This is a genomic window from Gammaproteobacteria bacterium (genome assembly GCA_036383255.1).
Taxonomy (GTDB): Bacteria; Pseudomonadota; Gammaproteobacteria; order Natronospirales; family REEB76; genus DASUBN01.
The window spans coordinates 1-22962 of record DASVOS010000013.1 but is presented as its reverse complement, the minus strand read 5'-3'; the positions used below and the strand labels follow the sequence as shown (position 1 = coordinate 22962).

29 protein-coding genes are annotated in these 22962 nt (G+C 64.1%); 7 read left to right on the top strand and 22 right to left on the bottom strand.

Annotated features, from left to right (window positions below):
• Window positions 1-33: 33 nt before the first annotated feature.
• The 6 genes from VF651_08410 to VF651_08385 are packed head-to-tail and all read right to left on the bottom strand — an operon-like array spanning window position 34 to window position 4399.
• Window positions 34-921, bottom strand: a complete 888-nt coding sequence (locus VF651_08410) for a hypothetical protein (protein ID HEX7965724.1) — start codon at window positions 919-921, stop codon at window positions 34-36.
• A gap of 50 nt (window positions 922-971) precedes the next feature.
• Window positions 972-1538, bottom strand: a complete 567-nt coding sequence (locus VF651_08405) for a hypothetical protein (protein ID HEX7965723.1) — start codon at window positions 1536-1538, stop codon at window positions 972-974.
• Complete coding sequence (locus VF651_08400) at window positions 1529-1933, bottom strand: hypothetical protein (protein ID HEX7965722.1); 405 nt, start codon at window positions 1931-1933, stop codon at window positions 1529-1531. Before VF651_08400 ends, VF651_08405 begins: the two co-directional genes overlap by 10 nt.
• Window positions 1930-2256 (bottom strand): hypothetical protein, encoded by a 327-nt coding sequence (locus VF651_08395; GenBank protein ID HEX7965721.1) that lies wholly within the window; start codon window positions 2254-2256, stop codon window positions 1930-1932. The genes VF651_08400 and VF651_08395 overlap by 4 nt, the downstream gene beginning before the upstream one ends.
• The gene (locus VF651_08390) at window positions 2253-3770 is read right to left on the bottom strand and encodes a hypothetical protein (protein ID HEX7965720.1); all 1518 of its coding nucleotides are present in this window, start codon (window positions 3768-3770) and stop codon (window positions 2253-2255) included. The genes VF651_08395 and VF651_08390 overlap by 4 nt, the downstream gene beginning before the upstream one ends.
• Before the next feature lie 11 nt (window positions 3771-3781).
• Complete coding sequence (locus VF651_08385; GenBank protein HEX7965719.1) at window positions 3782-4399, bottom strand: hypothetical protein; 618 nt, start codon at window positions 4397-4399, stop codon at window positions 3782-3784.
• Window positions 4400-4572: 173 nt separating this feature from the next.
• Between VF651_08385 and VF651_08380 the strand changes: the two genes are divergently transcribed.
• Window positions 4573-5007, top strand: a complete 435-nt coding sequence (locus tag VF651_08380; protein HEX7965718.1) for a cyclic nucleotide-binding domain-containing protein — start codon at window positions 4573-4575, stop codon at window positions 5005-5007.
• Between the two features lie 53 nt (window positions 5008-5060).
• On the opposite strand, the gene VF651_08375 is transcribed toward VF651_08380, so the two are convergent.
• The 4 genes from VF651_08375 to VF651_08360 form a co-directional block, all read right to left on the bottom strand.
• Window positions 5061-5519 (bottom strand): hypothetical protein, encoded by a 459-nt coding sequence (locus tag VF651_08375; GenBank protein HEX7965717.1) that lies wholly within the window; start codon window positions 5517-5519, stop codon window positions 5061-5063.
• Between the two features lie 16 nt (window positions 5520-5535).
• Window positions 5536-6588 (bottom strand): N4-gp56 family major capsid protein, encoded by a 1053-nt coding sequence (locus VF651_08370; GenBank protein ID HEX7965716.1) that lies wholly within the window; start codon window positions 6586-6588, stop codon window positions 5536-5538.
• A 296-nt stretch (window positions 6589-6884) separates the two neighbouring features.
• A complete protein-coding gene (locus VF651_08365; GenBank protein HEX7965715.1) occupies window positions 6885-7505 on the bottom strand; it encodes a hypothetical protein in 621 nt (206 codons plus the stop codon).
• Complete coding sequence (locus VF651_08360; protein HEX7965714.1) at window positions 7471-8133, bottom strand: hypothetical protein; 663 nt, start codon at window positions 8131-8133, stop codon at window positions 7471-7473. The genes VF651_08365 and VF651_08360 overlap by 35 nt, the downstream gene beginning before the upstream one ends.
• A 159-nt stretch (window positions 8134-8292) precedes the next feature.
• On the opposite strand from VF651_08360, the gene VF651_08355 reads away from it, so the two are divergent.
• Window positions 8293-8607, top strand: a complete 315-nt coding sequence (locus tag VF651_08355; GenBank protein HEX7965713.1) for a hypothetical protein — start codon at window positions 8293-8295, stop codon at window positions 8605-8607.
• Here VF651_08355 and VF651_08350 read toward each other — a convergent pair.
• Window positions 8604-9491 (bottom strand): hypothetical protein, encoded by an 888-nt coding sequence (locus VF651_08350; protein ID HEX7965712.1) that lies wholly within the window; start codon window positions 9489-9491, stop codon window positions 8604-8606. The two genes, VF651_08355 and VF651_08350, sit on opposite strands and share 4 nt — an antisense overlap.
• A 64-nt stretch (window positions 9492-9555) precedes the next feature.
• Between VF651_08350 and VF651_08345 the strand changes: the two genes are divergently transcribed.
• Window positions 9556-9849 carry a hypothetical protein gene (locus tag VF651_08345; GenBank protein ID HEX7965711.1) on the top strand — a complete coding sequence of 98 codons (294 nt, stop codon included), beginning with the start codon at window positions 9556-9558 and terminating at the stop codon, window positions 9847-9849.
• On the opposite strand, the gene VF651_08340 is transcribed toward VF651_08345, so the two are convergent.
• Complete coding sequence (locus VF651_08340; GenBank protein ID HEX7965710.1) at window positions 9834-11834, bottom strand: hypothetical protein; 2001 nt, start codon at window positions 11832-11834, stop codon at window positions 9834-9836. The two genes, VF651_08345 and VF651_08340, sit on opposite strands and share 16 nt — an antisense overlap.
• A 315-nt stretch (window positions 11835-12149) precedes the next feature.
• Here VF651_08340 and VF651_08335 point away from each other — a divergent pair, with 315 nt between their 5' ends.
• Window positions 12150-12584: a GFA family protein gene (locus tag VF651_08335; protein HEX7965709.1), complete on the top strand. Its 435-nt coding sequence runs from the start codon at window positions 12150-12152 to the stop codon at window positions 12582-12584.
• Between the two features lie 79 nt (window positions 12585-12663).
• Here VF651_08335 and VF651_08330 read toward each other — a convergent pair whose 3' ends face one another.
• The 4 genes from VF651_08330 to VF651_08315 all read right to left on the bottom strand — a co-directional run bounded on the left by VF651_08330 (window position 12664) and on the right by VF651_08315 (window position 14823).
• Window positions 12664-12876: a hypothetical protein gene (locus VF651_08330; GenBank protein ID HEX7965708.1), complete on the bottom strand. Its 213-nt coding sequence runs from the start codon at window positions 12874-12876 to the stop codon at window positions 12664-12666.
• A gap of 130 nt (window positions 12877-13006) precedes the next feature.
• Window positions 13007-14305 (bottom strand): hypothetical protein, encoded by a 1299-nt coding sequence (locus VF651_08325; protein HEX7965707.1) that lies wholly within the window; start codon window positions 14303-14305, stop codon window positions 13007-13009.
• Window positions 14283-14567, bottom strand: coding sequence for a hypothetical protein (locus VF651_08320; protein HEX7965706.1), 285 nt, complete (start codon window positions 14565-14567; stop codon window positions 14283-14285). The genes VF651_08325 and VF651_08320 overlap by 23 nt, the downstream gene beginning before the upstream one ends.
• On the bottom strand, window positions 14557-14823 hold the full coding sequence (locus VF651_08315; protein HEX7965705.1) for a hypothetical protein: 267 nt from the start codon (window positions 14821-14823) through the stop codon (window positions 14557-14559). The genes VF651_08320 and VF651_08315 overlap by 11 nt, the downstream gene beginning before the upstream one ends.
• 121 nt (window positions 14824-14944) lie before the next feature.
• Between VF651_08315 and VF651_08310 the strand changes: the two genes are divergently transcribed.
• Window positions 14945-15745, top strand: a complete 801-nt coding sequence (locus VF651_08310; GenBank protein ID HEX7965704.1) for a hypothetical protein — start codon at window positions 14945-14947, stop codon at window positions 15743-15745.
• Between the two features lie 265 nt (window positions 15746-16010).
• Complete coding sequence (locus tag VF651_08305) at window positions 16011-16733, top strand: hypothetical protein (protein ID HEX7965703.1); 723 nt, start codon at window positions 16011-16013, stop codon at window positions 16731-16733.
• Window positions 16734-16740: 7 nt separating this feature from the next.
• Here VF651_08305 and VF651_08300 read toward each other — a convergent pair whose 3' ends face one another.
• The 4 genes from VF651_08300 to VF651_08285 form a co-directional block, all read right to left on the bottom strand.
• Complete coding sequence (locus VF651_08300) at window positions 16741-16941, bottom strand: hypothetical protein (GenBank protein HEX7965702.1); 201 nt, start codon at window positions 16939-16941, stop codon at window positions 16741-16743.
• Entirely contained in the window at window positions 16942-17160 is a 219-nt protein-coding gene (locus VF651_08295; protein HEX7965701.1) for a hypothetical protein, read from the bottom strand.
• A gap of 144 nt (window positions 17161-17304) precedes the next feature.
• A complete protein-coding gene (locus VF651_08290; GenBank protein HEX7965700.1) occupies window positions 17305-19023 on the bottom strand; it encodes a hypothetical protein in 1719 nt (572 codons plus the stop codon).
• Between the two features lie 308 nt (window positions 19024-19331).
• Window positions 19332-19655, bottom strand: a complete 324-nt coding sequence (locus VF651_08285; GenBank protein HEX7965699.1) for an SdpI family protein — start codon at window positions 19653-19655, stop codon at window positions 19332-19334.
• A 90-nt stretch (window positions 19656-19745) separates the two neighbouring features.
• On the opposite strand from VF651_08285, the gene VF651_08280 reads away from it, so the two are divergent.
• The gene (locus tag VF651_08280; GenBank protein HEX7965698.1) at window positions 19746-20243 is read left to right on the top strand and encodes a DUF4124 domain-containing protein; all 498 of its coding nucleotides are present in this window, start codon (window positions 19746-19748) and stop codon (window positions 20241-20243) included.
• A 4-nt stretch (window positions 20244-20247) separates the two neighbouring features.
• Here the strand turns inward: VF651_08280 and VF651_08275 are convergent, their stop codons facing one another.
• The gene (locus tag VF651_08275; protein ID HEX7965697.1) at window positions 20248-21225 is read right to left on the bottom strand and encodes a DUF4412 domain-containing protein; all 978 of its coding nucleotides are present in this window, start codon (window positions 21223-21225) and stop codon (window positions 20248-20250) included.
• A 63-nt stretch (window positions 21226-21288) separates the two neighbouring features.
• Complete coding sequence (locus VF651_08270) at window positions 21289-22758, bottom strand: tetratricopeptide repeat protein (GenBank protein HEX7965696.1); 1470 nt, start codon at window positions 22756-22758, stop codon at window positions 21289-21291.
• Window positions 22759-22962: the final 204 nt, after the last annotated feature.

Sequence of the window (22962 nt, the reverse complement as noted above, 5' to 3'; positions counted from 1 at the left end):
TGTTTTGCCGATAACAGTTTTGCCTGAGAGCAGTCAGCCGCTATCACCCCCGATATCGAAACTACCTGGCGTGGTGAGGGGACTGCCGGTGCTGCCAAAGCCGCCGCTCATGCTGAAACCGGAGTCGGAGTCACCCCCGCTACCTCCCTTGCTGCTGAAGCCTTGGTAGAGCTTCTGCATGGCCAGCAAGTTGCCAAGAGCGTCGGCGCCGGGATTGCCGGTGATGGGATTCTGGGTCTGTGAGCCTGGCTGCAGACCTCCCAACATGCTTTCGAACCATTGCAGGTTCTTGTAAGGTTGGTTCTGGTCGTAGTTGTAGGCATTCATGCTCGCGTCGATGAGCTTCTGGCTCTGGTCCTGCACTCTCTGGCCCACTTGCGCTGCAGCGTTCTGCAGTCCCAACTTCGAGTTCACCAGGTTTTGCGCGTTGCCCACCGCCTGCTGCTGCAGGCCGCTTAGCGCCTGGTTGGCCGCCAGGGCGTTCGCCTGGTCCTGGGCATAGGCGCCGCCGTAGAGCGACGTCGCGAGGTTGTTGAGCTGCTCGCTGCGCAGCGGTGCCGCCGCGCCGAGGTTCCTTCCTGCGTTCGCGAACTCGCTGCTGAGCTGGTTGCGGGTCGTGCCTGCCGCCTGCTGGAACATTTCGTCCAGGTGCGGATTCATCGCGCCGCCCTGCCCCATCGCCTCCAGTTGCGATGCCGGCCCGCCGAAGTTGCCCTTCAGCAGGGCATTGTTGTATTGCGTCGCCGCCTGGTAGGGGTTGCTACGCGCGAGCTTCTGGATGTTTCCGAAGGCCTGTTCCTGGACAGGATTGAACTGCGCCGTCTGCCGCCCGGGGTAGTAGCCGGGCCCGCCGACCTGCAGGAGGTTCGCTGCCTGCCCATAGGCTGTTCCGATGTAGGGCAACATGTAGGAAGGCGGCATCGTGGTGGTCGTCGCGGTGCCGGTCTGCTGTGCCCCTTTTCCCCCGCCGCTCATTTCCTTCCCCCTTGCATCTGCCGCAGGCGTTCCAGCATCTGCGGATTGATGGGCAGGGTTGGCTGATTGGGCTTGGCACCACCGGCGCCCCCTGGGGTTTGGCCTACGGCACCCTTGCTGCCGGAGACGCCACCAAGTGGCGGCTGCGCCATAGCCGGATTGAACAGCCGGCCAGCGCCGAGCGCCGCCATGTCGTTGAATCGGCCGCCGCTCATGTCAGGGCGCTGGAATGCGCCGCTGGGCATGCGCGCCATCAGCGTGGCGTCGCCCAGGTTGGGTAATGCGCTGCTCGACATGCCGCCCGCGCCGCCAGGAACACCACCGGGGCCGTAAGGGTTTGCGGCCTGGTTGAAACCGAAGACGTTCCCGGGATCGAAGAAGTTGGCCAACACGTGGCCGGACGAAGCCTTCCCCGTGAAATTGGCCGGATCCAGGAAGTTATAGAAGGACTGCGCGGTCCCATCGATGGCCCCTGGCCCGCCGAGCAGGCCCGTGGACTGTCCGCGATTCCGATACTGGGCATTGTTGAGCCCCTGCCCGATCGCCATAGGGATCATCTGCATAGTTCTTTCTCCATGACCGTGTTGGTGGCCTTGAAACCGTCCAGGACCTTGAGCCAGCCTGGGCGTCCGCTGATCATCAGTTTTTGGCAGCCCATGAACCGGCGCGCCCAGTCCTCTACCGTGGGCTGGGCCGCAGCGATGGCGGTGATGTCTTCGCCTCCGCACATGAACAGCAGGCATTTGCGCTTGCCGCTCGGGAATGCCTGGACCTGGGTGATCAGTGCGAACCCGCCTCCCAGCCAGAGCTGGAACGGCATGGGATCGTGGGGATTCACCAGTTTCTGGTAGACCGAGCGCAGGTCCCATTCATCTTGCACTGCAACCACTTTGGCGATCAGCGGTTCCGCGTCCTTCCACACGTTCTCGACCTCCCAGTACGGGATCTGCCGGATCATGCGAACACCACGTAGTCGAAGTTGAGGTCTGCTTGGTTCACGGCGGAATGGTTGAGCGTGATCATGCCGCCGGCTTCCGGCACGCTCGCCGGGTCGTACCAGAGGCCCGCCACCGACACGGCGTTAGCCGTGGTGGGCGCCAGGAACAGCTTGCTGCCGCGCCGGATGTGGTTGTCGCTGAGTGTCGTCGAGGTCCCGTTCTGCGTGAGCGTCACGCTGCCCACGCTGTTCAGCCGGCCGTTCGCCAGCAGGTTCACCAGCGTCGCCGTCTTCCACGCCTCATCGTAGGGCGGCGTAGTCCGTAGCTGTTGCAGCTGGCTCATCGCTGACCGGCTTGTGTGCCGTAGATATCGACGCCCAGCGCCTGCCCGAATCCGGCGCCGGCGCCGCCGGGGATGCTCACCCTGGCGCGCACGTATCGGCCCGCGACCCGCGCGTGACAGATGCCGGTGGCCGCTTCCTGTGCCGCCGCACCCGTAGCGGAGTAGTCGCTGTTCTCCAGGTTCCGCGTCAGGAACTGCACCGTGGGCGCGCTCGCCCCTCCCGCCGCCTGGGTCAGCACCGGCCGTGCGCCATCCAGATAGGTGATGCCGCCGGGATTCGGTACGGATTCCAGCGTGTCCAGCGCGGCATCGAGGGGGTCGCCGCCCAGTTGCCCGTAGTTGTTGCTCGAATCGAAGGCCTGGACCTGCAGGTTGCCTCCCTGCCAGAACGGGTCATCCAGCGAGGGCGTGACCAGGTCCAGGTCCGTGTTCACGCCGTCCAGCGTCTCCATCGTGTAGCCGAAGCTCTTGCTGCTGAAGATGCGCGAGAGATCCTGCGTCGTGGGCATGAACCGCTGCTCTGCGTAGTTGTAGGCGATGGTCTTGTCCGGCACTCCGGTGGCGTTGCCCGCTGAGCAGTAGCACCAGCGGATCAATTTCGTCACCGGGTCGTAGGCGCCCACCACTCGGTCCGCGTAGGCCTGCGAGATGCCGTTCAGGAAAGTGGTGTCCACCTTGTCGTGCCCGATCTGCGTCACCTGCTGCCCGTCGGTCATGCAGAACCCGTCTTCCGCGATGAAATACACCACGTTGCCGAGCTGCACCGGCGAGTTGGGGTAATAGGCGCCGCGCTGCTTCTCGTAGGTGTCGAAGCTGAAGATCGCGTCCCCGCCCGTGTAATAGGCGCGGGTGATGGCCCTTTGCTGGAAGATGAGGCCGTAGGCATAGCCGTCGGCGATATGCGTCACCGGGCCGTACACGGCGTTCAGGAACTGTTCGCCTGCCTGCGCCTGCTGCGCCGCGAGGGTCCCGAAATCCCAGTTGGTGGGGTCGCCTATGGCGCACCACTGCACCCGGTTCGGCACCAGCCCGTTCAGCGGATCCTCCGTGCTGCCCAGCATCACGAACTGGTTAACCGCCGCCACCGTCGCCGCTTTGGGGGGTGAACCTGCCAGGTTGGCGAACGCCGGGTTCCCCACATCGATGGACTGCACCGGATCCGCCAGGTTCGTCGCCACCAGCAGCGTCGGGAATCCCGGACTCGAGAACTCCGCGAACTTCCAGTAGCCGCCGTCTGCCGTGGTGTAGCCGGTTCCGGAGCGGTCCGTGAAGGCGGTGCCGGTGTACTCCAGGAGCTGCGCCGCTGTCCCCACGTACACATGCGTATCCGCGTTCGCGTCCGTGGCCGCATAGGCCCCCTGGCAGCGCGCGCCGATGGAAGCCCCCAGCGCCGAGAATCCCGGCGCTGGCACATAGGTTCCGTTTACCCACAGCGCGTTCTGCACCAGCGGCGAACCTGGATTGTCCTGCGCCGGCATGTCCGGCAGCCATTCACCGAATTTCAATCTCGCCAATAGCTTCGCCATCAGAGGTGTGGCCGGATTGTGTTAAGGCCTGTCTGGCCGATGTTCTTCTCCTGCAGGTTCGCCAGGGCTTCCTTCTCGAGCTGCGTGTAGAGCATGTATTGCTCCGGGTCACGGATATAGCGCCCGTAGAGCTGGCGCACGGCGCGGGTGCGTATCAGTTCCTCAGCGCTGGTGAGCCAGGCGTTTGTATCGCTGTCCTGCGTGAGCGGTGCCGGCGAGAGGATCACCGTCCCCTTCACCTTCACCGGCAGGCCGCCCTGCGGCGGCGGGAACAGGCGGATCTGCCCGTTCCAGAATGAGTAATCCGTCGGGTAGCCAGACCAGAAGTCGTTGCCCCAGTCCACCTGGTCCAGGTACTGCTCCGTGCGCGGCTCCAGGCGGTAGGTGTAGTTGCCGAGCGTCGCCAGCACGTCCAGCACGGAGGCGAAGTTCGTCGGCAATGGGTAATAGCGCTGCCCTTGCACCGTGGTGATGTCCGCCATCGTGGCCTCGTTGAACCAGAAGGCCTTGTTGCCGTAGAAGGTGATGGCGTTGTTGATCTCCCGCTGGATCTCTGTGGTCAGGTCCGAGCGCGCCAGCTCGCCGGCGATCGCCCCCTGCATGTCCGAAAATGCCATCACAACCTCCGAAAAGAGGGCCCTGCGGCCCCCGAGTGCATGGATGCCCGCCCCAGTCGTGGGGCCTAGGCGGTATTCAGGGGTTCCCTGACGCCAAGATGGCGCCAAACCCGATGGTCGGCCCGCACTGGCGGCGGGATGATGGGTCCGTACATACGGCAAGGACTGCTCTTATGAACGCCAGCATCAGCGCCGCACTGGGATTGATAGGACGCCGCGCCAAGGCACGGCCCGTTCCGGCCGCCATCCCCAGGCTGCGGCTCCCGCGTACCTTGCAGCTCGGGCGCTTGCGCGCAGGCGATCTCGAGCGTCTGGAACGCCTCACCCAAGGCACTTTGCTCATCCAGGCCGGCAGCTACGTCGCCCGTTACGGCTATCCGTTCCGCGACCTCTATGCCGTCCGCTCCGGGCGTATCCAGGCCAGCATCCCTGACGCAGGAGGCCATGTCCGTCTGCTCGGTGAGTTCATGCCGGGTGACGTCATCGGCTTCGATGCACTGCGCAGGGGCACTTATCCCGCCGATCTCGTGGCCCTTGAGACCTCAACCGTCTGCCGGGTGCCCCTCCACATGCTGGACGCCCTGGCGGCTGCCCAGCGCATCCAATAGAGCTGGAATAAAAAAGGGGCCCCGCGGGGCCCCTCAAGTTTCCTAACGCTCACTCACGCGAAGCTCGCATGGTCCACTTGCATTTCGGCAGCACACCGCACCGTGCCGTTGGCCCAGGTCTGGGCCGCGGTGGTGCACACGAGCTGGATCAGGGATGATCCCGAGTTCCCGCCCGTGGTGGCGATGGGATACACGTACCCCGTCGAGCCCGCCACGTTGTTGTAGGCCACGCCGCCCGCCTGTGCCAGCGTGGACTGGCTGAGGTAGCGGGTGGCCGAGCCGGAGTCCCCCAGGTTGAACTTGAGCGCCGGCGAGGCGCCGCTGTCCAGGTCGTCCGTGTCCACCGTCACGTTCAGCACCTTGTAGCCGTTCGGCACGTTCATGAGCTGCACCACGTCGTTCGCCGCGAGCGCGGTGGTGAGCGAGATGCTGCCGTACACGAAGAAGCTCGCGCCCCGCTCGTTGATCGGCACCGTCCCGCTCAGCACCTGCGCGCTGGTATAAGTCGCCATTGCCTATTCCTCCTTATCAGTGCGCCGCGGCATAAGTGCTGATCACTTGGGTGCCGAAGTCGTTGCTGTTGAACACCAGCTTCTTGATGCCGAAGATGGACCCCGCCGAGACACCCAGCATGTTCCCGTAGTCGAAGAGTTCCTCGGACCAGGTGAACTGCTCCTTGCCCTCCTCCCGGCCGAACGCCAGGGCGCCCGCCTGGGCGCCTGCGAACACGGCGCGGTAGGTGTTGGCCATGGCCGCTCCTGAGTTCACCGCCTGCGACACGCGGTAAGCCTTGTGCAGGATCACCCCGTTGTACTCGCCGAGGCTTCCCGTGAAGATCGGGTTGTCCGAGACCTCGCCGCCCGTCATCGCCGCCTTCTCGATGTCCAGCCACTGGCCGGTCGAGGTGGAGGTGCGCAGGTCCGTCACCTGGCTCGGGTGGATGAAGCACACGTACTTGTCCTCGCCCTTGATACGGATCGGCCGGATCAGGTACGGGTTGTTGAGGTACGCGCGTTCGACCGCGGTATCTACCAGCGCCAGCGAGAAGGTATCCGTGCTGGTGAGCTGGCTCTCCGCCGTGTGTCCACCGGGGAGGATGGTGCGGGTCGGGGCCGTGCAGGCGTTGTTACCCGTGTAGCGGCTGTCCGTCTGCACCGTGTAGCCGCAGAGCTGGTTGAAGAAGCTGAGGTCGAACCTCGCCGCCCACCAGTCCTGCAGGCCCATGCGCGCTTCCTCACGGAGCTCGAACGGCACCCTCTGCTGGGTCATGCGGCCACCCACGTTCACCGCGTGGCGCAGCTGGTCGATGAGCAGCTTGTCCGCGTAGGTGGTGAGCGCCTCCTCTTGGCCCTCCAGCGTGCCGTCGCCCTGGATGCCGGCGCCCGCGAGCTGCGTCCGCAGCCCCACGTTCACCGTGTCCCCGGCGGACTTCTCCGCGTCGTCCAGCAGATAGATGACGTTGTTGCCGTCGTCCGAGATGAAGTTGCGGAACCAAGTCTGCTGGATCGCCTGGACCGCGAGTTTCTTCGCCCACAGTTTTACTGCGAGCGGATCGTTGACCGTGAAATTGGTGTTAGCCACTGTGGCTGCCTCCGTATGGGTAAAGGATCGGCTCTATGAGCCGGATTTACTCGTAATGGGCGCGCCGCACGCGGCGCGCGAGCGCACAAGGATGTGCGCCCTGGACCGTGAGCGGAACGGGATAGCGCAGCGAACGGGTCGCTGTAGGGCCTATATCGGAAGGCTTAGCCGTGGATGTCGCACTTGACGCCGTGCCGGCGGAGGCTCACTTGACGCAGTGGCAGCGGGGACAAAAAGCCGCTCGGTCTCCCGGCGGCTTCCGTGGATGCATGCACATCCAGCGTAGTGGGATCATTTCAGGAATGACGCGGACCGTCTAGCCCCCCCTGGTCCTCGGACGGCGGCTTGGGATGTTCTTCCCGGTCTTTCTTGAGGGCCTGCAACGTTGACAGCAGGTCAGTCGTGGTGTCGTCCGGATAGATGAAGTTCACAAACAGCCATGTTCCATTGCGCTTATCCACCACCGGAATGACCGTTGCTCGCTCAGGGTGAGAGCCCGCACAGTTACTGAATACCTCGACTTGGTACCGGTTTCCCGCGTGTATGGCCTTGCCTGCCTTATAGGGGAAACAGGTATCTTGTGCATTCAGGAAGGGGTCGAAGTCTATTCCAACGATATAACCCTCCACCTTTGCCTGCGCTTCCGTATCGGCCTGAAGCGCCTTCTTGATTTCATCGCTGAAAGGCCAGCGTTCGTTCTTTAGCGCTGCAGTCATGCTTGGCCATCCATCCTTCTCCTGTTCGGCCTGCTGCACGTACCAATCGTAGAAGCCCTGGACGAAATCATGGGCCGATTGCAGCTCGGCGTTCTGTGCCTGTGCGGTGGCTTGCGGGGATTTTGGTTCAGCCGCCTGAGCCGCGGATACCCCGATGCACAGCAGGCTAAGGGCGATATATCTCGTAATGGAGAGTGCCATCGCCGTACGGGATCGGTCCCTTCTGCTTGAAATCGGAGACGCATTGCTTGCCATCGTACATCTCCATGTGTCCGTGCTCATGATCGGGAAGCAGCGCGGGATAGATGATTACGTCCCCTTTCTGGGGAGTATAGTTCTTGCGGGTATTGGCATCCAATCGCGTATACCCGGCATCCACCAGTTTTGGCCCATAGTCCTTTGCCTCCTCGGTGTTAGCCACCTCGCGCCCACCTGCTCCGATGGCTACCCGCACTGCCCTGGCACAATGGCCGGCTTTTTCCTTGTCATAGGCGGGCAATGCGTGCTCATCCAGATACTGGGTAGCCTTGTCCAAGTCGAACTTGCTCTTGGATACCGCGGATCCGAAGATGCCGGCACGCACCGGAGCGGCAGCCTCATCGGCGGCTGCGGGCGCGGCCGTTGCGCTGGACCGCAAACCTGCCAGCGCCTTGCTGAAGGCCACGGTACCCCCTGGTATGCCTGTGTTTATCGGAAGCGGTAATCCAGGCTCCATGGTCGGAAGGTTCATCCGCAACAACGCATCAGCGAGTCCGGGCCGCTTGCGGGGCGGATCTATGACACCCCCAAATGTGTCCTGCAACTGATCATCGTCGAAATAGGGGTTCATCTCGTGAGCCCGCCCTTGTCGAATGTGAAGTTCCCGGCAACTTGCTGGACCAAGTCAGTAAATTCAGCTTTCCCCCTATGGATATGTCGTTTTCGTTGCGCGCACTATCGCTTCCGTTAGCGCGGCTCAGGTGTTTGCCGCATCAGGAGGATCCCAGCATTGAGCACGATAGAGACCATCTGCGAAGCCCTTGCCACCCGCTCCCTTCTACAGATCTGCTACGACGACCACTACCGCATAGTCGAGCCCAACGCATACGGCGCCGACCCCCGGGGCAATCAAGTGCTGCTTGCTTATCAGACCGAGGGCGGCGGCGGCCATGACAGCCGCGCCGGCTGGCGCGTGCTCGACATCCGGGCCATGAAGCGGGTCTCCGTCCTCACCGAGCACTTCCTCGGCCCCCGTCCTCGCACCGGGCGGGATGAGACCCGCATCGAGCGCGGCTTCAAGACCGCCATCGCAGCGATCGCCTAACGCTTCTTCCCGAACACCCGCTTCCAGGCTTTTTCGAATTCCTCGGGGTCGGTGATCCCGGCCAGGTCGCGGGCGTTCATCTCGCCTTCTCCAGTGGCGCCGCCCTGGTTCAGCTTGGCACCGGCAGCCTGCAGGCCCGCGGCGATCTTCGCCTGGCCCTCCGAACTGCTCCCGCGTCCGCCCTTCGGCATGTAACCTCGCGCCCGCGCGTATTCCCACACCAGTTCGGCTGGGTTGTGTCCTTGCTGGATCGCGTTGTTGATGACCTCCGCCGTGTTCATCCGCAGGATCGCCGTCCGCTCGGCGGCTGAATAGCCCAGGCTCTGCAACTCCTTGTCCCGCGCTTGGGTGGCGAAGCGATAGGCCTCATGGTATTCCGGCTGCTGCTTCGCGAACTCCCGTTCCTGCTCCGTGGCCCAGGAGGCGTGCTGCTGCACGGCCGCCTGCTCTTGGGCCGCCTGCTCCTGTTGCAGGCGCCAGTGTTGAAGTTCCGCGGTGCTCGCCTGCATGTTGCCCAGCACGTGGTTGATGTAGTCCAGCGGCTGCGTCTGCGGATCCGGTACCTGCGGCTCGCGCCCCGCCGGCATCTGCTGCAGCCGTTGGGCGAGCTGCGCCTGCCATTCCCGGTACTGCCTGAGCTCTTCGCGGAGCTGCCTCTTCTCCGCGCGCTCCTCCTGCAACGCCTGCAAGGGTACGAATCGGCCTTCCCGCTCCGGCTTGCCTGGGTTGTCGGTCCGTGGGCCATCCGGCGTGGCTTCGGCGGCTTCCGCATCCGCGCCGCGGCTCTCCACGACCGGCTCAGGTGAAGGCTCCGAGAGCGAGGGCGCCACGTCTTGGCCCTTGCTCTCGAAGAATCGGGATTCGGCTTCGTTCAACTGTGACATCGCGCTCATCGTTTCTCCGGGTTTGTCGTTAATGTCGTATGTGGCGACAGGTCGGGTCCGGGCCATGCAGCAAGCCATCTGTGATGCCATAGAGGCACACCACCTCCTGAAGCTCGATTACGGCGGCACTGCCCGCATCGTCGAGCCTCATATCTACGGCCATGACAGTCACGGCCATGAGCTACTGAGCGCCTACCAGGTATCGGGCGGCAGTCTCTCGGGCGAACACAGCGGCTGGAAGCTGTTCGACCTCACGAAGGTCGGGGATCTCAGGGTCCTGTCCACCCGCTTTCGCAAGCCGCGCGCCGCCTATAACCCCGGTGACCGCACCTTCCGGGCCGTCTACTCCCGGCTTTGAGACTGCGCGCGGACGATCTCAGCCGCCGCCTTGTGCATCCCCGCCACGGCGCCTAGCGTGTCCGCCTGGGCTCGCGCTTCTGCGCTCCTGGCCTTCAGCGTCTCCACCGGCACCTGCAGCGCATCCTGCCGCTGGATGTGCTGGGCTTGCGCGCCCTTGAGTTGCGCCGAGGCCATCAGTTCCGCGGCTTGCGCCTGTAGTACCGGATCCGGCGGTGGCGGCGCCGGAGGTGGCGCCAGTGCGCCGGCCGCGGCCGCCTTGAGCTTCTGCACCATCGCCTGCGGGAAGGGGGAATAATCCAGTGCGATCAGCACGGCCTGCGGCGTCACGAGCTGCGGCACCTGCCCCGCCAGCAGCGTGAAGGCTTCCCAGGTGCGTTGTTTCACGTTCGGTGCCGTGGGCGCCTCGTCCACGATCACGTCGTATTCCACCGCCGTGTCGTCATAGACCAGCGGCACGTACTGGATGCCGTCCTGGCCCACTACCCGCACCAGCCGCCCTTCGGGGATGAAGCGGCGGATCATCGTTAGCAGCAGCCTCCCCTGTTCCTTGCGGTAACGGCGCAGGCCGTCGAAGAGATAAGCCAGCATGTTGAGCCCGCTCTGCCGGCGTCCTTCTTCCATCACGCCGGAGGGATCCAGCGCCTGGGAGAGGCCCATCACCTCCGGGTTCACCCCTGCCACCGCTTTCAGCGACTGTTCGCAGTACTGCATCAGCGCCATCATCTGCGGTGGCATGTTGTTCACCGGCCGCGGCATGATCTTGTTGGCGGAGATCGCCCCCTCGGTCATGGCCACGTTGCGCGAGGGATCGGCCCAGTCCTCCTCCGCTTCGCGGGTGTTCAGGAAGGCATCCGGCTCATAGAGGATGCCTCCCTTGCCGGAGGTGGCGATGATCTCCAGCATCGATGACATGAACTTGTTGGCCCAGCGCTGCGGGTCCTTCATGGCTCGCACGATGCCATACCAGCATTTCTGCTTGCGGTCCCGCTTCGCCGTCATGGCCTTATAGGTGAAGCTGCCGCCGGTCGGCGTCTCCTTCTTCTCCAGCAGCTCGTCGCCGCTGAAGTACATGCGCTGATAGCGGCGGCGCTTCTGCTTAAGCACCTGCACGCCCTCGAGTAGAGCTTCGACCTTCCCGTACTCATCGGAATCCAGTGTGATCAGGCCCTGGGCGTCGGGCTGAAGCTTGTGGGCGGGGAGCAGGAAGCTGCCATCCTCATCCGGCGTGTTCACCATCAGGAACGCACGCTCCGGGCCGAGCTGCTGGACCGGTATGCGGTATACGGGTTCGTGCTCCCACCATTGGAAATCGTGCACGATCACCTTGTCGCCACCGCCGCCCCGCCCGCCGCTGCCTGAGTCGGCCCGGTAGAATGCTGCGGCGATCACGTCCACCGGGCTGTCCGCCTCGCGCATCGCGTTGGCAGGCGTGAATTCGCCTTCAGGCCACAGCTCCTGCGCCTCCCGGCGGTCATACACCTTGGAGCGGCAGACCCATTTGGCATCCGCGTGGTTCTTGCGCGTGCTCGCCGGATCCAAGTCCATCTCCAGCGGGTCCACCCGCGAGATGTCGATGCGGCCATCCAGGTCCACGTCGTATTCCAGTTCCGTCTGGGTCCAGCCCTCGCCGCACACCGTCGCGTCGTAGAAGGCATCGGATTCCTCGTGCTCCGCGTCGCACTCCTCACGCACCCACTCCGCCGCCGCCGTCAGCACTTCGTTCACTCCGGCGCTACCCGCCTGGCGCGGTAGGTAGGTCACCTCCTGCCGGTTCGCCACCTCGTGCCCTGCGATGGCATCCGCCACCGGCGCGATGTTGTTGAAGGTGGTGCGGGGCCTCAGCGCCTGGTCCATCTGCGAGGCGTCCTCCTCGCTCCACTGGTGGCCCGCCACGAATGCGAAGTCCTCGCGCGCGTCCTGCCGCCACTGCCGGCGCTTGGCTACGGACCTGGCCAGCAGCCGTTGTGCTTCTTCTACATCCATCTCATCCCCCGACGTTGTGTATCTGCAGGTTTGGGCGGCATGCGCCGCCCGGGAATAAGCTCTCCTTGGCCTCTGTTATGGGTCACAGAGGCCCATGCCATGCGGGGTTTGCCGGCTCCACCAGTCAAGCCGACTGGCTCTTGATCCCACTTGCCCCGGTTTTGGTCAGCGAGGACGACTTTTTCTAAGTCCCGGCATGCGTGTGGCGACAATACCGTCTGCCGCGGAGGGGTCTGCGGCCTCCTTAATCGGTGTGCAGCCGTCACCGGCAGGCACTTTCACCTGAATGTCCATCACCACAGAGGGATCGAGACCATGAGCGAAGCAAAGAGCTATGCAGGCAGCTGTTTTTGTGGCGCGGTGCAGTTCACCGTCGCCGGCGAGCCCGCCGGCGCGGGATATTGCCATTGCGAATCATGCCGTCATTGGTCGGCGGGCCCGGTCAATGCCTTCACGCTCTGGAACCCCGAAGCGCTGAAGATCACCCGCGGTGCCGACAACATCGGCACGTTCAACAAGACTCCCCGTAGCGCCCGCAAGTGGTGCAAGACCTGTGGCGGCCACCTCTTCACGGATCATCCGCACTGGAACCTGGTGGACGTCTACGCGGCGGTCATCCCGGGCTTTCCATACCAGGCCGGCGTCCACGTGAACTACCAGGAGACCCGGCTGCACATGCATGACGGCCTGCCCAAGATGAAGGACCTGCCCAAGGAGATGGGTGGTTCGGGCGCGACTGTCGCTGAGTGATGGATCGTTGATGGCCCACGCCGGAGCCGCTTGTACCCGGCTCCGGCGTGGGTTCTTGCTTCACACGTAATCGGCTAACTTACTCTCGCCCCGCTTCCAGCACCGCGTCCCGCGCCTGCTCCAGGAGCCACAGCACGTTCGGGCCATCCGCATAAGAGCTCTTGAAATACATGTTCCCGGCCTTGTCCCAGCCGAGCACCACCGCGTCGGTGAGGCCGACGGATTCCGCGTCCGCCAGGACATCTTTCGCCGGCAATGTCCCTGCCGGCACGAGTTTGATCACCTGGGCCATGGTGTCGCCTTCCTTGTCTCTGATGGTTAGCTTCCTTATCGCCTTTTGAGGCCGCGCCTAAAGTGCCGTGAATCACAATTGAGCCAATTGCCGGAACGCAGGCGACATAAGGCCGTCCGGGGTCAAATCGTCACCGCCCCATGAATGAGCCTCTGTGCCTCGATCGTCGAGGCACAGAGGTGACAGGAGCTGCCTTCTTTACTGTCACCGCGCCGGTGCGGAATGCGTCCGCTCCGTGCGACGCCCAGTCATGCACCGGATGCGGGAGGTAAGCCTGCCGCCGCTCGTTGAAGTCCCGGTGATAGCTCTTGAGCGCGCGCAGCCCCTGGCAGCAGCGCTCTGCGTCGAACCAGGCCCGCGGCAGGAGGTTGCGCACCGCCTCGATGCCGTCCTCCACCGACAGCCGCGGCGCCACCTTGAAATGCAGTCCCAGCCCCTTCGCCACCTCGAGGCGCGACTTGCCGGTACCCAGCTCCCGGGCCTCGATGTCATGGGGCGCCCAGTGCGAGCCGTACACGTAGCCCTTCTCCTGCAGCACCTTGGCGTAATGCGCGAGGCCTTCGCCGCTGCACTCGTAGTAATCGATGAAGTGGTGCTCGAGTCCCGTCCGCTGGCTGAACCAGACCGCCGTGCTGTCGCCGATACCGAGGTCCCACCAGGTGTCCACCGCGAGTTCCGGCTGCCACGGCACCCGCGTCACCCTTCCCGCCTGTTCGGCCTGTTCCATCAGCTTGCCGTAGTAGCTGCCCTCGCTCGCCGCCTCGAAGGAGCAGTAGTACTCCTGCTGCACCAGCGCCTCGCTCATGCCGCTGGCCCGTTCCGCCGCCACCACTTCCGGCTTCAGGATGCCGGTATCCTCGACGCCTAGCTTCTCAGCGAACCAGTCTCCATGATGACGGGCGATGTCATAGAGCTCGGACCCGTGGTTCTTCCCGCGCGGGGTATAGACAAAAACCGCCCATCCGCCGTTCTGAGCGAGAATCGGTCGCACATAGTCCCAAGCACGCGGATCGGTGAGACTCCACTCGCTAAACACCACCCCGACGGGGTTGGCTCCCACCAGTCGGTCGTAATTGTCCGATCCCACCACTTGCCATACTGATCCACACTTCAACTCCATCGTCATGCGGTCGTTGCGTTCGCTCAGCCTGAGGCCGGGTGGAAACGCCTGGTCTATGAGGCGCCGGCCTTCGCCGTCGCGCCCCTCCCACACCACCATCCGCCCCTGGGTAGCCGTCGGCAGCATGTGCCAGTAAGTGCCGACGCGCTGATGCGCCGCCACCGCCGTCCAATTGATGGCGGTGGAATCCTTGCCCGCGCGCCGGTGCCACACCGCCACCGCGCGCTTGCCGCCGCCTTCCAGGTAATCCCACAGCCGCCGCTGGTGCGCGCGTGGCCGCCAGCCGTTAGGCAGCGTGACTTCGGCCATCCTTCCTCCGGCTGCGGTTCTTGGGCTTCTGCAGCGCCTCGGTGAGCTCCTGTTGCTGTCTCGCGGCGAGCACGGCTGGCTTCGGTACGGGGCCTTTGTATACCCGCCGCCGGCCCGTGGTGGACTCACGGCTCGTCACGTACACCCTCCCGCTGCCGGCGCAGCGGGGACAGTCCCGCACCCGCGCCATCCCGAGCGTCGCATGGTCCTTGCCGTCGCCCTTGCACCAGCCACAGGCCTCGATCTCTTGCTCACTCTGCATGTCCGTCTTCCTCTCTGAAGCGCATGATCTTCACCGTCAGCCCGCCCTCGGGACCTTTAAGGTTCATGGCCTGGGCCACCTTGCCGTGGGCCCGGTCCAGCACCGTCTGTGCTGCCGAGAGCGCTACCCGTTCGTTTTTGCTGTCTATGAGCGTCACCAGCTTCTTTAAGGCGTGTACCGCGTGCTGCTGGGCGATCTCCCGCATCCCCTGCGTCTCGGCCCGCGCTCGCGTGGTCTTGCCTGTCTTCTTCGTCATCTGCCACCGTTGATATGTCGTATTTCGCAGCCATGCGCGAGTACCCATGGCAGGCGCATGCGTATGACAGGCGTGGATGCGGTAAAGTAAACAAGGGATCGGATCCCCGTGGAGAGTGACCGTGTATCGATATATCCGCCGCCTGAGCCTCGCCTTTCTCGCCACACTGCTCGTAGCCTGTGGTGGCGGCACCTCCGGTGCTTATGGCGGAGGCGGAGGCGGCGGCAACCCGCCACCCACTACCGCTGCGGTGCAGGGAGTCTGGTTCGGGTCCTACACCATCAATGGGCAATCCGGTTCCACCCCGATCATCGCTGCAATCGCTCAGGGTGGTTACGCCTTCTTCTATGACGAGTTCGGGAACATCTACGTGTTGCCCAAGCTGACTGGCAGCGCCACTCTGAGCGGCACGCTCACCGCGTATGCCGCCTTCGGCACCCCCTTCCCGGACGGTCACAGCAAGGAAGATTTCAGTCTCACCGGCACTGCCTCGGATACGTCCATCACCGGCACCTTCTCCGGCAACGGTGAGACCGGCAGTTTCGCCCTCACGCCGCTCGCCACCCAATCCACGGGGGTGATGGGTATTGCAGATCTCGCCGGCAACATGCAGGGCTTCTATTTTGGGTCCGGCAGCGCCGCAGTGGCACTCACCGTCCAGTCCAGCGGCGTATTCGCCGGCACTGACGCGAACGGATGCAACCTGGTGGGCACTCTCACCAAGATCCAGTCAGCGCCCTTCTTGGTCGCAGTCACCGTCAAGAGCAGCGGTGCTTCCGGAGCCTGTGCCGGCGACATGACGGGCCTCGGGTTCGTGACCGACGAAGACCTCGGTGACCTGTTCGGCAACGCCGCCGGCCATTATCTCTATGTCGGCGTCTCCAGTTCCCAGGGCGCCTTCGCCGCGGAAATGAGGTTCTGACGCTACTGCTCTTTGCATGCGCTAGCTCCGGCGCATGCTCGCTTCACTCTCCCTGGGTCCGGCACCTTATCGGGTGACGAATCTCTCACCTTTCCGACATATCACCGTTCAGACATGGAACACGGGTACATTTACTTTGGGAATTTAATCCCTAAGTTCTGGTCTATACTTTCGTTCGAGCTCGGATCGTCATGTGCCACAAAGGGAAGTGCACATGCAGGGAAGGGAATCCCGTGCTCTCCTAGGGGTCCTGTTTGCGGCATCCATGGCGTTCCTCGCCGCCTGCAACCAGGGTCAGGACAGCGATAGCACGGAGGTCTTGGTGGAAGGACGCTGGAGCGGCACCTATGCCGCGCCCGGGGCGGCCTTTTCACTTCCCGCCGTCGCGTTCATCCGCAAGGATGGCATCGCCTTCTTCTTCGACAATCACGGCATCATGTACCGCCTCCCTCGTTTCGATGGCGGCTTCGACATCCAGGGGGATGTGCAGGCCTTCGCGCCCATCGGTTACGCCTTCACCACGGGACGGAGCAGCGCCTCCTACCGGCTCCAGGCCACCGTACTGGATAGCGGCATCACGGGAAGCCTTCAGAATGATGAGGGCTCAGGACCGCTCGAACTCCATCCGCTGGAAGCCTTCGGCGATGAGCCGGGCCTCGTCGCCGGCCAGTGGAGCGGCTACTACATCACCCCTACGCCATACGCGGTGACTTTGCAGGTGGAGGCCGGTGGCCGCATCAGCGGCAACGACGTGTTCGGCTGCAGCCTCGCGGGCCGCCTTGACCAGCTCAAGCCCGGCGAGGACCTGTTCTCGATGGTGCTGACCAGCTCCGGGCCGCTGCCGGTGTGCGGGAAGACCTTCGAGGGCTTGGCCTATGAGAGCGTCTACGACACTTACGGCTATTTCAAGGGCGCGCCCGGGACCTACTACTACATCGGTGGCTTCAGCGGGGATTCCGCCTTCGTCGCCGAGGTGAAGGTCGACTGAAGTCCTGTCAGCTCAGGCCTTCCATCCGCCTGAACGCCCGGCAGGTCTGGGTGAAGCTCAGGCCCTGTTTGGCCTTCTGCTTGGCGAACACCCAGATGCCGTTGCGCTCATCCGAGCCGTAGGGACACTGCGCGAGCGGCCCCGCCAGCTTGTAGGCATCGAAACCTTCCTGCAGCACGCGCCGGTAGGTCTGCCAAGCGAAGCGCATTCAGTCTTCGAGCGCGCGATCGCGCTCGATATCGCTCACCGGGTCCTTTGCCGGAGCCTGCTTCAGGTTGCGGTCCTTCGGCGGGCAGTACTCGCCCACGCAGGCTGTCTCAGCCGGGCTCGCAGACTTGATGGGGTTGCGCCCCGTCACGTTCACCGGCAGCTTGCCCTTCACGGACTTGCCCATGGAGCTTCTGGGATCGTTCTTGCCCATCTTCATGCCTGGTCTCCTGTTAATGGGGAAAAGAAAAGGCCGCTCAGTCTCCTGAGCGGCCTTGGTATCCGTGCTGGACATGCATATCCAGCGTAAAGGGATTTTTTCAAATCTGACGCGAGGCCACAACCCCCTCCCCCGGTTGTCAGCTCACTCCTGGAAATCCTCGTCCAGCGAGGCCATGAACGCCTCCAGATCCGGCAGGTCGGGGTGCTCCAGCGCGATGTTCTGTATCTCGGGATCCGCGTTGCGCAGCAGCCCGTCGCGCGCGTGCTCACCCGCGTGGTGATAGAACATCGCCACGTCATCCAGGGTCTTGAAGTGTCCGCTGTGCATGTACGGGCCTGAATCTCCCATGTCCCGCACCGTGTGCGTCCTGAACACCCCGATCGCTCTGTCCAGCAGCTCCGCGTCGGTGCTGCCGCAGTCTTCGAACCGCCTGGTGTCTATCGCACACAGGAACTCACGCAAGGAAGCCTGCCGGCTGGCGAAATCCGGGTTCGCGAAGATGTTCCATACCCCGAGATCGGCCTGCCCGGGCGCAGAGGCGTCCGCCGGCCTGCGGAACGGCTCCGCGGCATTCGGATGCGCGGCGGTCACCGGCAGGTAAGCGTCCGGGTCAGCCTCGCGTTGCGCCAGGTCCGGTATCGTCAGGTTCGCGAAACTTCCTTCCCCGTGTATGTCGTCATATTCGAACTGCGTCGCGCCCGTATTGTGCATCATGGAATCCGTGAACTCCGGTGGGGCATGGCAGGCCACGCAGTTGCCGATGCCGCTCTGCGCGACCTCCTCCGGCGTGATCACGGGGCCCGCCGGCCTGCGCAGGAACATGACGAGCCCGTGCAGTTCGTGGGAGCCGAAGGCGAACGGCCGCTGGCCGTGGTACTTGAAGCGCCCGTCGTTGACGAATTTCGGGTTGGACAGCGCCTCTACTCGCCTCAGCAGGCGTGCCCCATACTCCAGGGGGGTCTCGCCCGCTTTGGGCGAACGCGGCAGTCGATTGGCTATCAGGAACTGGTCATAGGGCGAACCTGTGTGCCGCCCCATGCTGTCTCGCGCGAAGTCGACTCTCTGTAGATAGGCGGACATCACCCCCGCGACGGCGCCCACGATCTCCGCATCGGTCGCTGTCTTCAGATCCATGCAGAACCGTGCCGGCAGGCGGTACTCAGCCTGCACCCGTGGGTTGCACTGGAACAGCGCCCGGTAACGCCAGCCGCCGCTGAACGTACGGGCGAGGCTATTGTGCCCATCGTCGCCCCGGATGACTTCCGCCACTTGATGCAGGGCCTGGGCCTGCTCCGTCGCCAGCCAGCCGAAGTTCCGGCCTGACAGGGTTCCCGCCACCAGCTCCGTCATGGAACCGAACTGCCCGTCCCAATGCAGCATGTGATCGGCATCGCCGTGCACCCGGGCACCCACGATGCTCGTCGCATTGCGAGCGGTGTTGTAGTTATGCCCGGGGTCGTCCGCGCGCGGTGGGATGGGCGAATGTACCGCGAAGTCCGTGAACGCGCGGTTGCCGCCACCCGCCACCATCGCGTCCTGCCGGCCGAGATGGCACTGCATGCAGTTGATCGCCTGGCCCTGCATCGGGTCGGGCAAGGTGGCCGGGTCTCCGGTGTAGTTCGCCTCCGCGTCCACCAGAGGCTCGCCGCTGCTCAACACCGTGTTCACGTCGCCGTTGGAATGCGCCATGAAGAAATGCCCGAACCGGGTCTCCCGGAACAGGCGTTTGCCCAGGCGCTCCACCGGCAACTTCCCGGTGCCGGCCGCAGATGCTGTGTGCACCGCGAACCCGAAGCTTCCTGCCAGCAGGGCGAACGTGAGCGAAAGGGTCAGGCCCCTGGGCGTGCGTGACTTATCCATGTCATCGGCTTCCTGGTATTTCCGGGCACGGCGCACGCGCGGGCTCAGGGGAGCCCGCAGCGTCGATCACGCGATGGATCGTCCATCCTCTGGTGTTCCATCACCCGGTCAAAAATATGTTGTCGTCGATCGGACTGGCGTTCCGTCTGCGCGGAGTCTCGCCATCAGCAGTTATATATTGGAGGCACGCGGCGGGGTCAATTCTTTCAAGACAGATATGCAGGGATTACGGGATATTCCCCCGCCGAAGCAGGTGAATACCTGAGGCGGGACAACGGTTGTGGACGTCGGCTCTTTTCGCTGTCAGCTCAGCGGCAGCGCTTCACCACCCAGTGCAGTCCGACCGCACCGTTCAGGAACGCGGCTAGGATCACTGCCAGCGGCGCCAGTGGCACCGGTATCACCATCAGGAACAACAGCGCGCACGGTATCACTGCCACCCCCGCCATCATGAAGCCCTGGCCCGCCAGGCGGTTGGCACGTATCCAGTTGCCTTCCGTCGCCATGGCCCAGTCGCTCACGAAGCCGAACCATGGGTTGCGTCCCACTTCCGGCGCCAGGCGATATGTGAGCCAGCCGACTGTAAAGAGAGCCGTGGACGTGAAGCCCATGGCCACATAAGCGTTCAACATGTTCCCCTGCCTGTTTCACAACGTAACGCCGTCAACGGCGACGTGGCATCAGACGTATGATGTCCCTAGGTATCCAGCCGGAGCCGATCCATGAAGGCCCTTGCCCCAAGCCTGCTTTCCCTCGCCGCCATCTTGCCTGCTCTGGCCCTGGCGGACAATGCACAAGTTTTTAAATGGACGGATGTGTCGGGTGTCGTCCATTACAGCGACAAGCCGCCGGCCGAGGCGGCGGAGGCCGAACTCCTCGACCTGCCCGCCCTGCCGCCCCAAGACCCGGTGAAGCTCGCTCAGGACCAGGCCGCTCTGCTCGCCAGCGTCGCGGCACTGCAAAAGAACGCTGAGGTCCAGGCCATGCAGGAACAGGCCGCGAAGCTCGCCGAACAGCAGGCCCAACTCCAGGCGGCGCTCGCCGCCCTCGCCGAGGCGCAATCACGGCCGGTCCCGGAACCTGTCCCCGCTGTCTACGCCGTCTCGGCCTTCATGCCCCGCGCATTCCATCCGCGCTGGCACGAGCATCCCGGCCACGACAAGCCGGATCCGCGGCGCCTGCCCGACCGGCCAGCTAAGTCTTTGTTGAAGCAGCCTTAGCCTTTCAATCTTCCTTGTAGCTCTCCGGCACCTCGAACAGGTCCGCCGGGAGGCTCTCCGTATCCACCGACTTCACCTCAGTGTGGCAGGTGAACACCGTGGTCATGCCGTCGGCGTTCTCATCCTTCTTGGCGTCATCGCTCGAACCCAGGAAGCCGCTCAGGGTCTTGACCGCGTCCTGGTCCTTGCCTTCTTCATCCTTACCGTTGCTGGAGGCCTCCCACTTCACGTCCATGCTGATGGGATAACCCTTGATGGTCTTGAGCTTGTCGAAGAAGGGCTTGGCGTCCGCACCGCTCAGGGTCACGGTCTCGAAGCCGTACTCCTTGAACTCGTCGGGGTTCGTCGGCAGGTGCATGAGTTTCATGTAGGCCTGGGTATAGGCCAGGTCCTCCTTGCGCGCCTTGTCCAGCTTGTCGCCGCTGGCGTTCCAGAGCTCCGTGGTCATGAGGCTCTTGCTGCGCCCGTGGCTCTTGACGTTCTCCGTCTCAAGGTTCCAGGTGATGAGGTATCCGTGGGTATCGAAGCCGTTGATCTTCTGGGTCTTGCCCGTGTCCTTCACCTCGAACTCGTTCTTCACGATCTTGGTGTCTTCATCCTTCTCGGCACCCTTCTCGTCCTTGTTCTGCTCCTCCGGCCGGTACATGTCGTGCACGGAGTAGGTCTTCTCCTTGGGGTCCAGGCTGTAGACCTTGTTCTGATCCACCCGCGAGATGGTCACGCTGTCGGAGCCCTTGCTGCCGTTCTTGAAGCGCTGCAGCGCGCCCAGCACCGAACCGGTGAACTTGGTGTTGGACTCCTCGCGGCGCTTCAGGCCCTGCACGTAGGAGACCGTGGTGGTGTCGTTGGCCGCGACGCCGAACACGCCGCCGAAATGGATGAAGCGCTCGACCTTGGTATCGGCCTGCGCTGCCAAGGGCAGGGAGAGCGCCAGGGTGATGGCGCAGGCGAGCGTGCTTTTGGCGAGGATATGCGTTCTCATGGCGGGACCCCGGTGGATGGCTATGCCTTTTATAGACGAGCCCGCGTCCCGCCGCCAGTCCGGCTAAAGCCTGCCCAGTGCTTCTTTCACCTGTGCCACCGCGCCAGTCCACTCGCGCGGTATCCGGCTGCGGAACAGCCGCGCCTGGGGATACCAAGGAGTACGCTCGCCCTCGAGCCCCCAGCGCCAGTCCGGGTTGGGCGCCAGCAGGAACCAGGCCGGTACCCCAAGCGCGCCGGCGATGTGCAACGGCGCCGTATCCACGCCGATCACCAGGTCTGCTTCCGCGAGCCGACGTGTCGCCTCTGTGAGGGATCCCGGGAAGCGCTGGATGGGCAGCCCCGTGCGCCGGAGGTCCTCCGCTGCCTCTTCCTCCGGGTGCAACGTGAACCAATGGGCCTTGGGCTGTGAGTGCACCAGCGGCGCCAGCGCCTCCAGCGGGATCGAGCGGTCGCGATCACAGGGATGCTGGGGATTCCCTCGCCAGAACAGCGCGATCGCCGGCCGCTCCCGCGGCGCACGTCCCTCCACCTTCAGGTAAGGAGGCTTCGGTGCCTGGCAGGGCTGTGGCAGGTCCAGCACCGGCGGCAGGCTGAGTAGCGGCACCCAGGCATCGAACTCCGCCGTGGGTGGCATACCGTCCCGCCGCGCCACCACCTCATCCGCGCAGCCGAAGAGTTCCGCGAACTTCTCCCAGCCCGGCGTCACTTCCAGCACCACGCGCCGGGCCCGCTGCCGTGCCAGCGGCAAGTAGCGCATGAAGTGCGCCAGGTCCCCCAACCCCTGCTCCCCACATACATAGAGAGTGTCGACCGTCTCACCGCGCCAGAGCGCCCTACTGGCGAACCGCTGGAACTCCAAATGCCGCGGGTCCTCGATCCGCGTCCCATACCACTTCCAGCCCTCCTCGTAGTCACCCAGGAGCAGCGCCAGGATGCCGAGGTTCATGCCCATCACCGGGTCTTTTCCCATGGTGTAGGCCTTGGCATAGAGCTGCCGAGCCTCCTCGAACTCGCCGCGCGCGCCAAGGATGTTCCCCAGGTTGCCGTAGGGCGGGTAGTAGTCCGGCCTGAGCTTCATGGCGTGCCGGTAAGCGCGCTCCGCCTTGGCATGTTCCCGCATCGCGAAATGGGCGTTGCCTCGTGCCACCTGCAGCTGGCACTGCATCGTGGCATCGTCGTCCAGCAGCGCTTCCGCGCGCTTCAGGAGCTTGAGCGCCTGCCGCGGCCGCTTCGCCAGTGTCGTGCAGTCCGCCAGCCCCAGCAGCGCCGGCACGAACGCGGGGTCGCAGGCCAGCGCCTGCTTGTAGCAGGCATGGGCACGCGGGTACTTCGCGAGGTTAGTCCAGCACTCGCCGAGGCACGTCCATACCACCTTGTCGTGGGGCAGGATGCCCACCACCTTCTGGTAGAGCTGCTGCGCCTGGGCATAGTCCCGCGCCGCGCGGCTGCGGTTCGCCATGTCCAGGTAAGCATTCGCCAGCAACACCCGCTCGCCCTGCACCTGGCGCACGTAGTTCCAGTCCGGCAGCATGGATTTCCTTCGGTGGATAAGGGTGCGTCGTGCCGGTTTCCCGGAGGTTTCGGCGCGCAAAGCATTGACCCAACCATTCACGACGCATGGAAAAGAAAAAGGCCGCTGTCTCTCGACAGCGGCCTTGATTTAGTTTCGCCGGACGCGCGAGTCCAGCGTGGCGTGATTTTTCAGATAGTGACGCGAGACCGCAAGCCCCTCCCC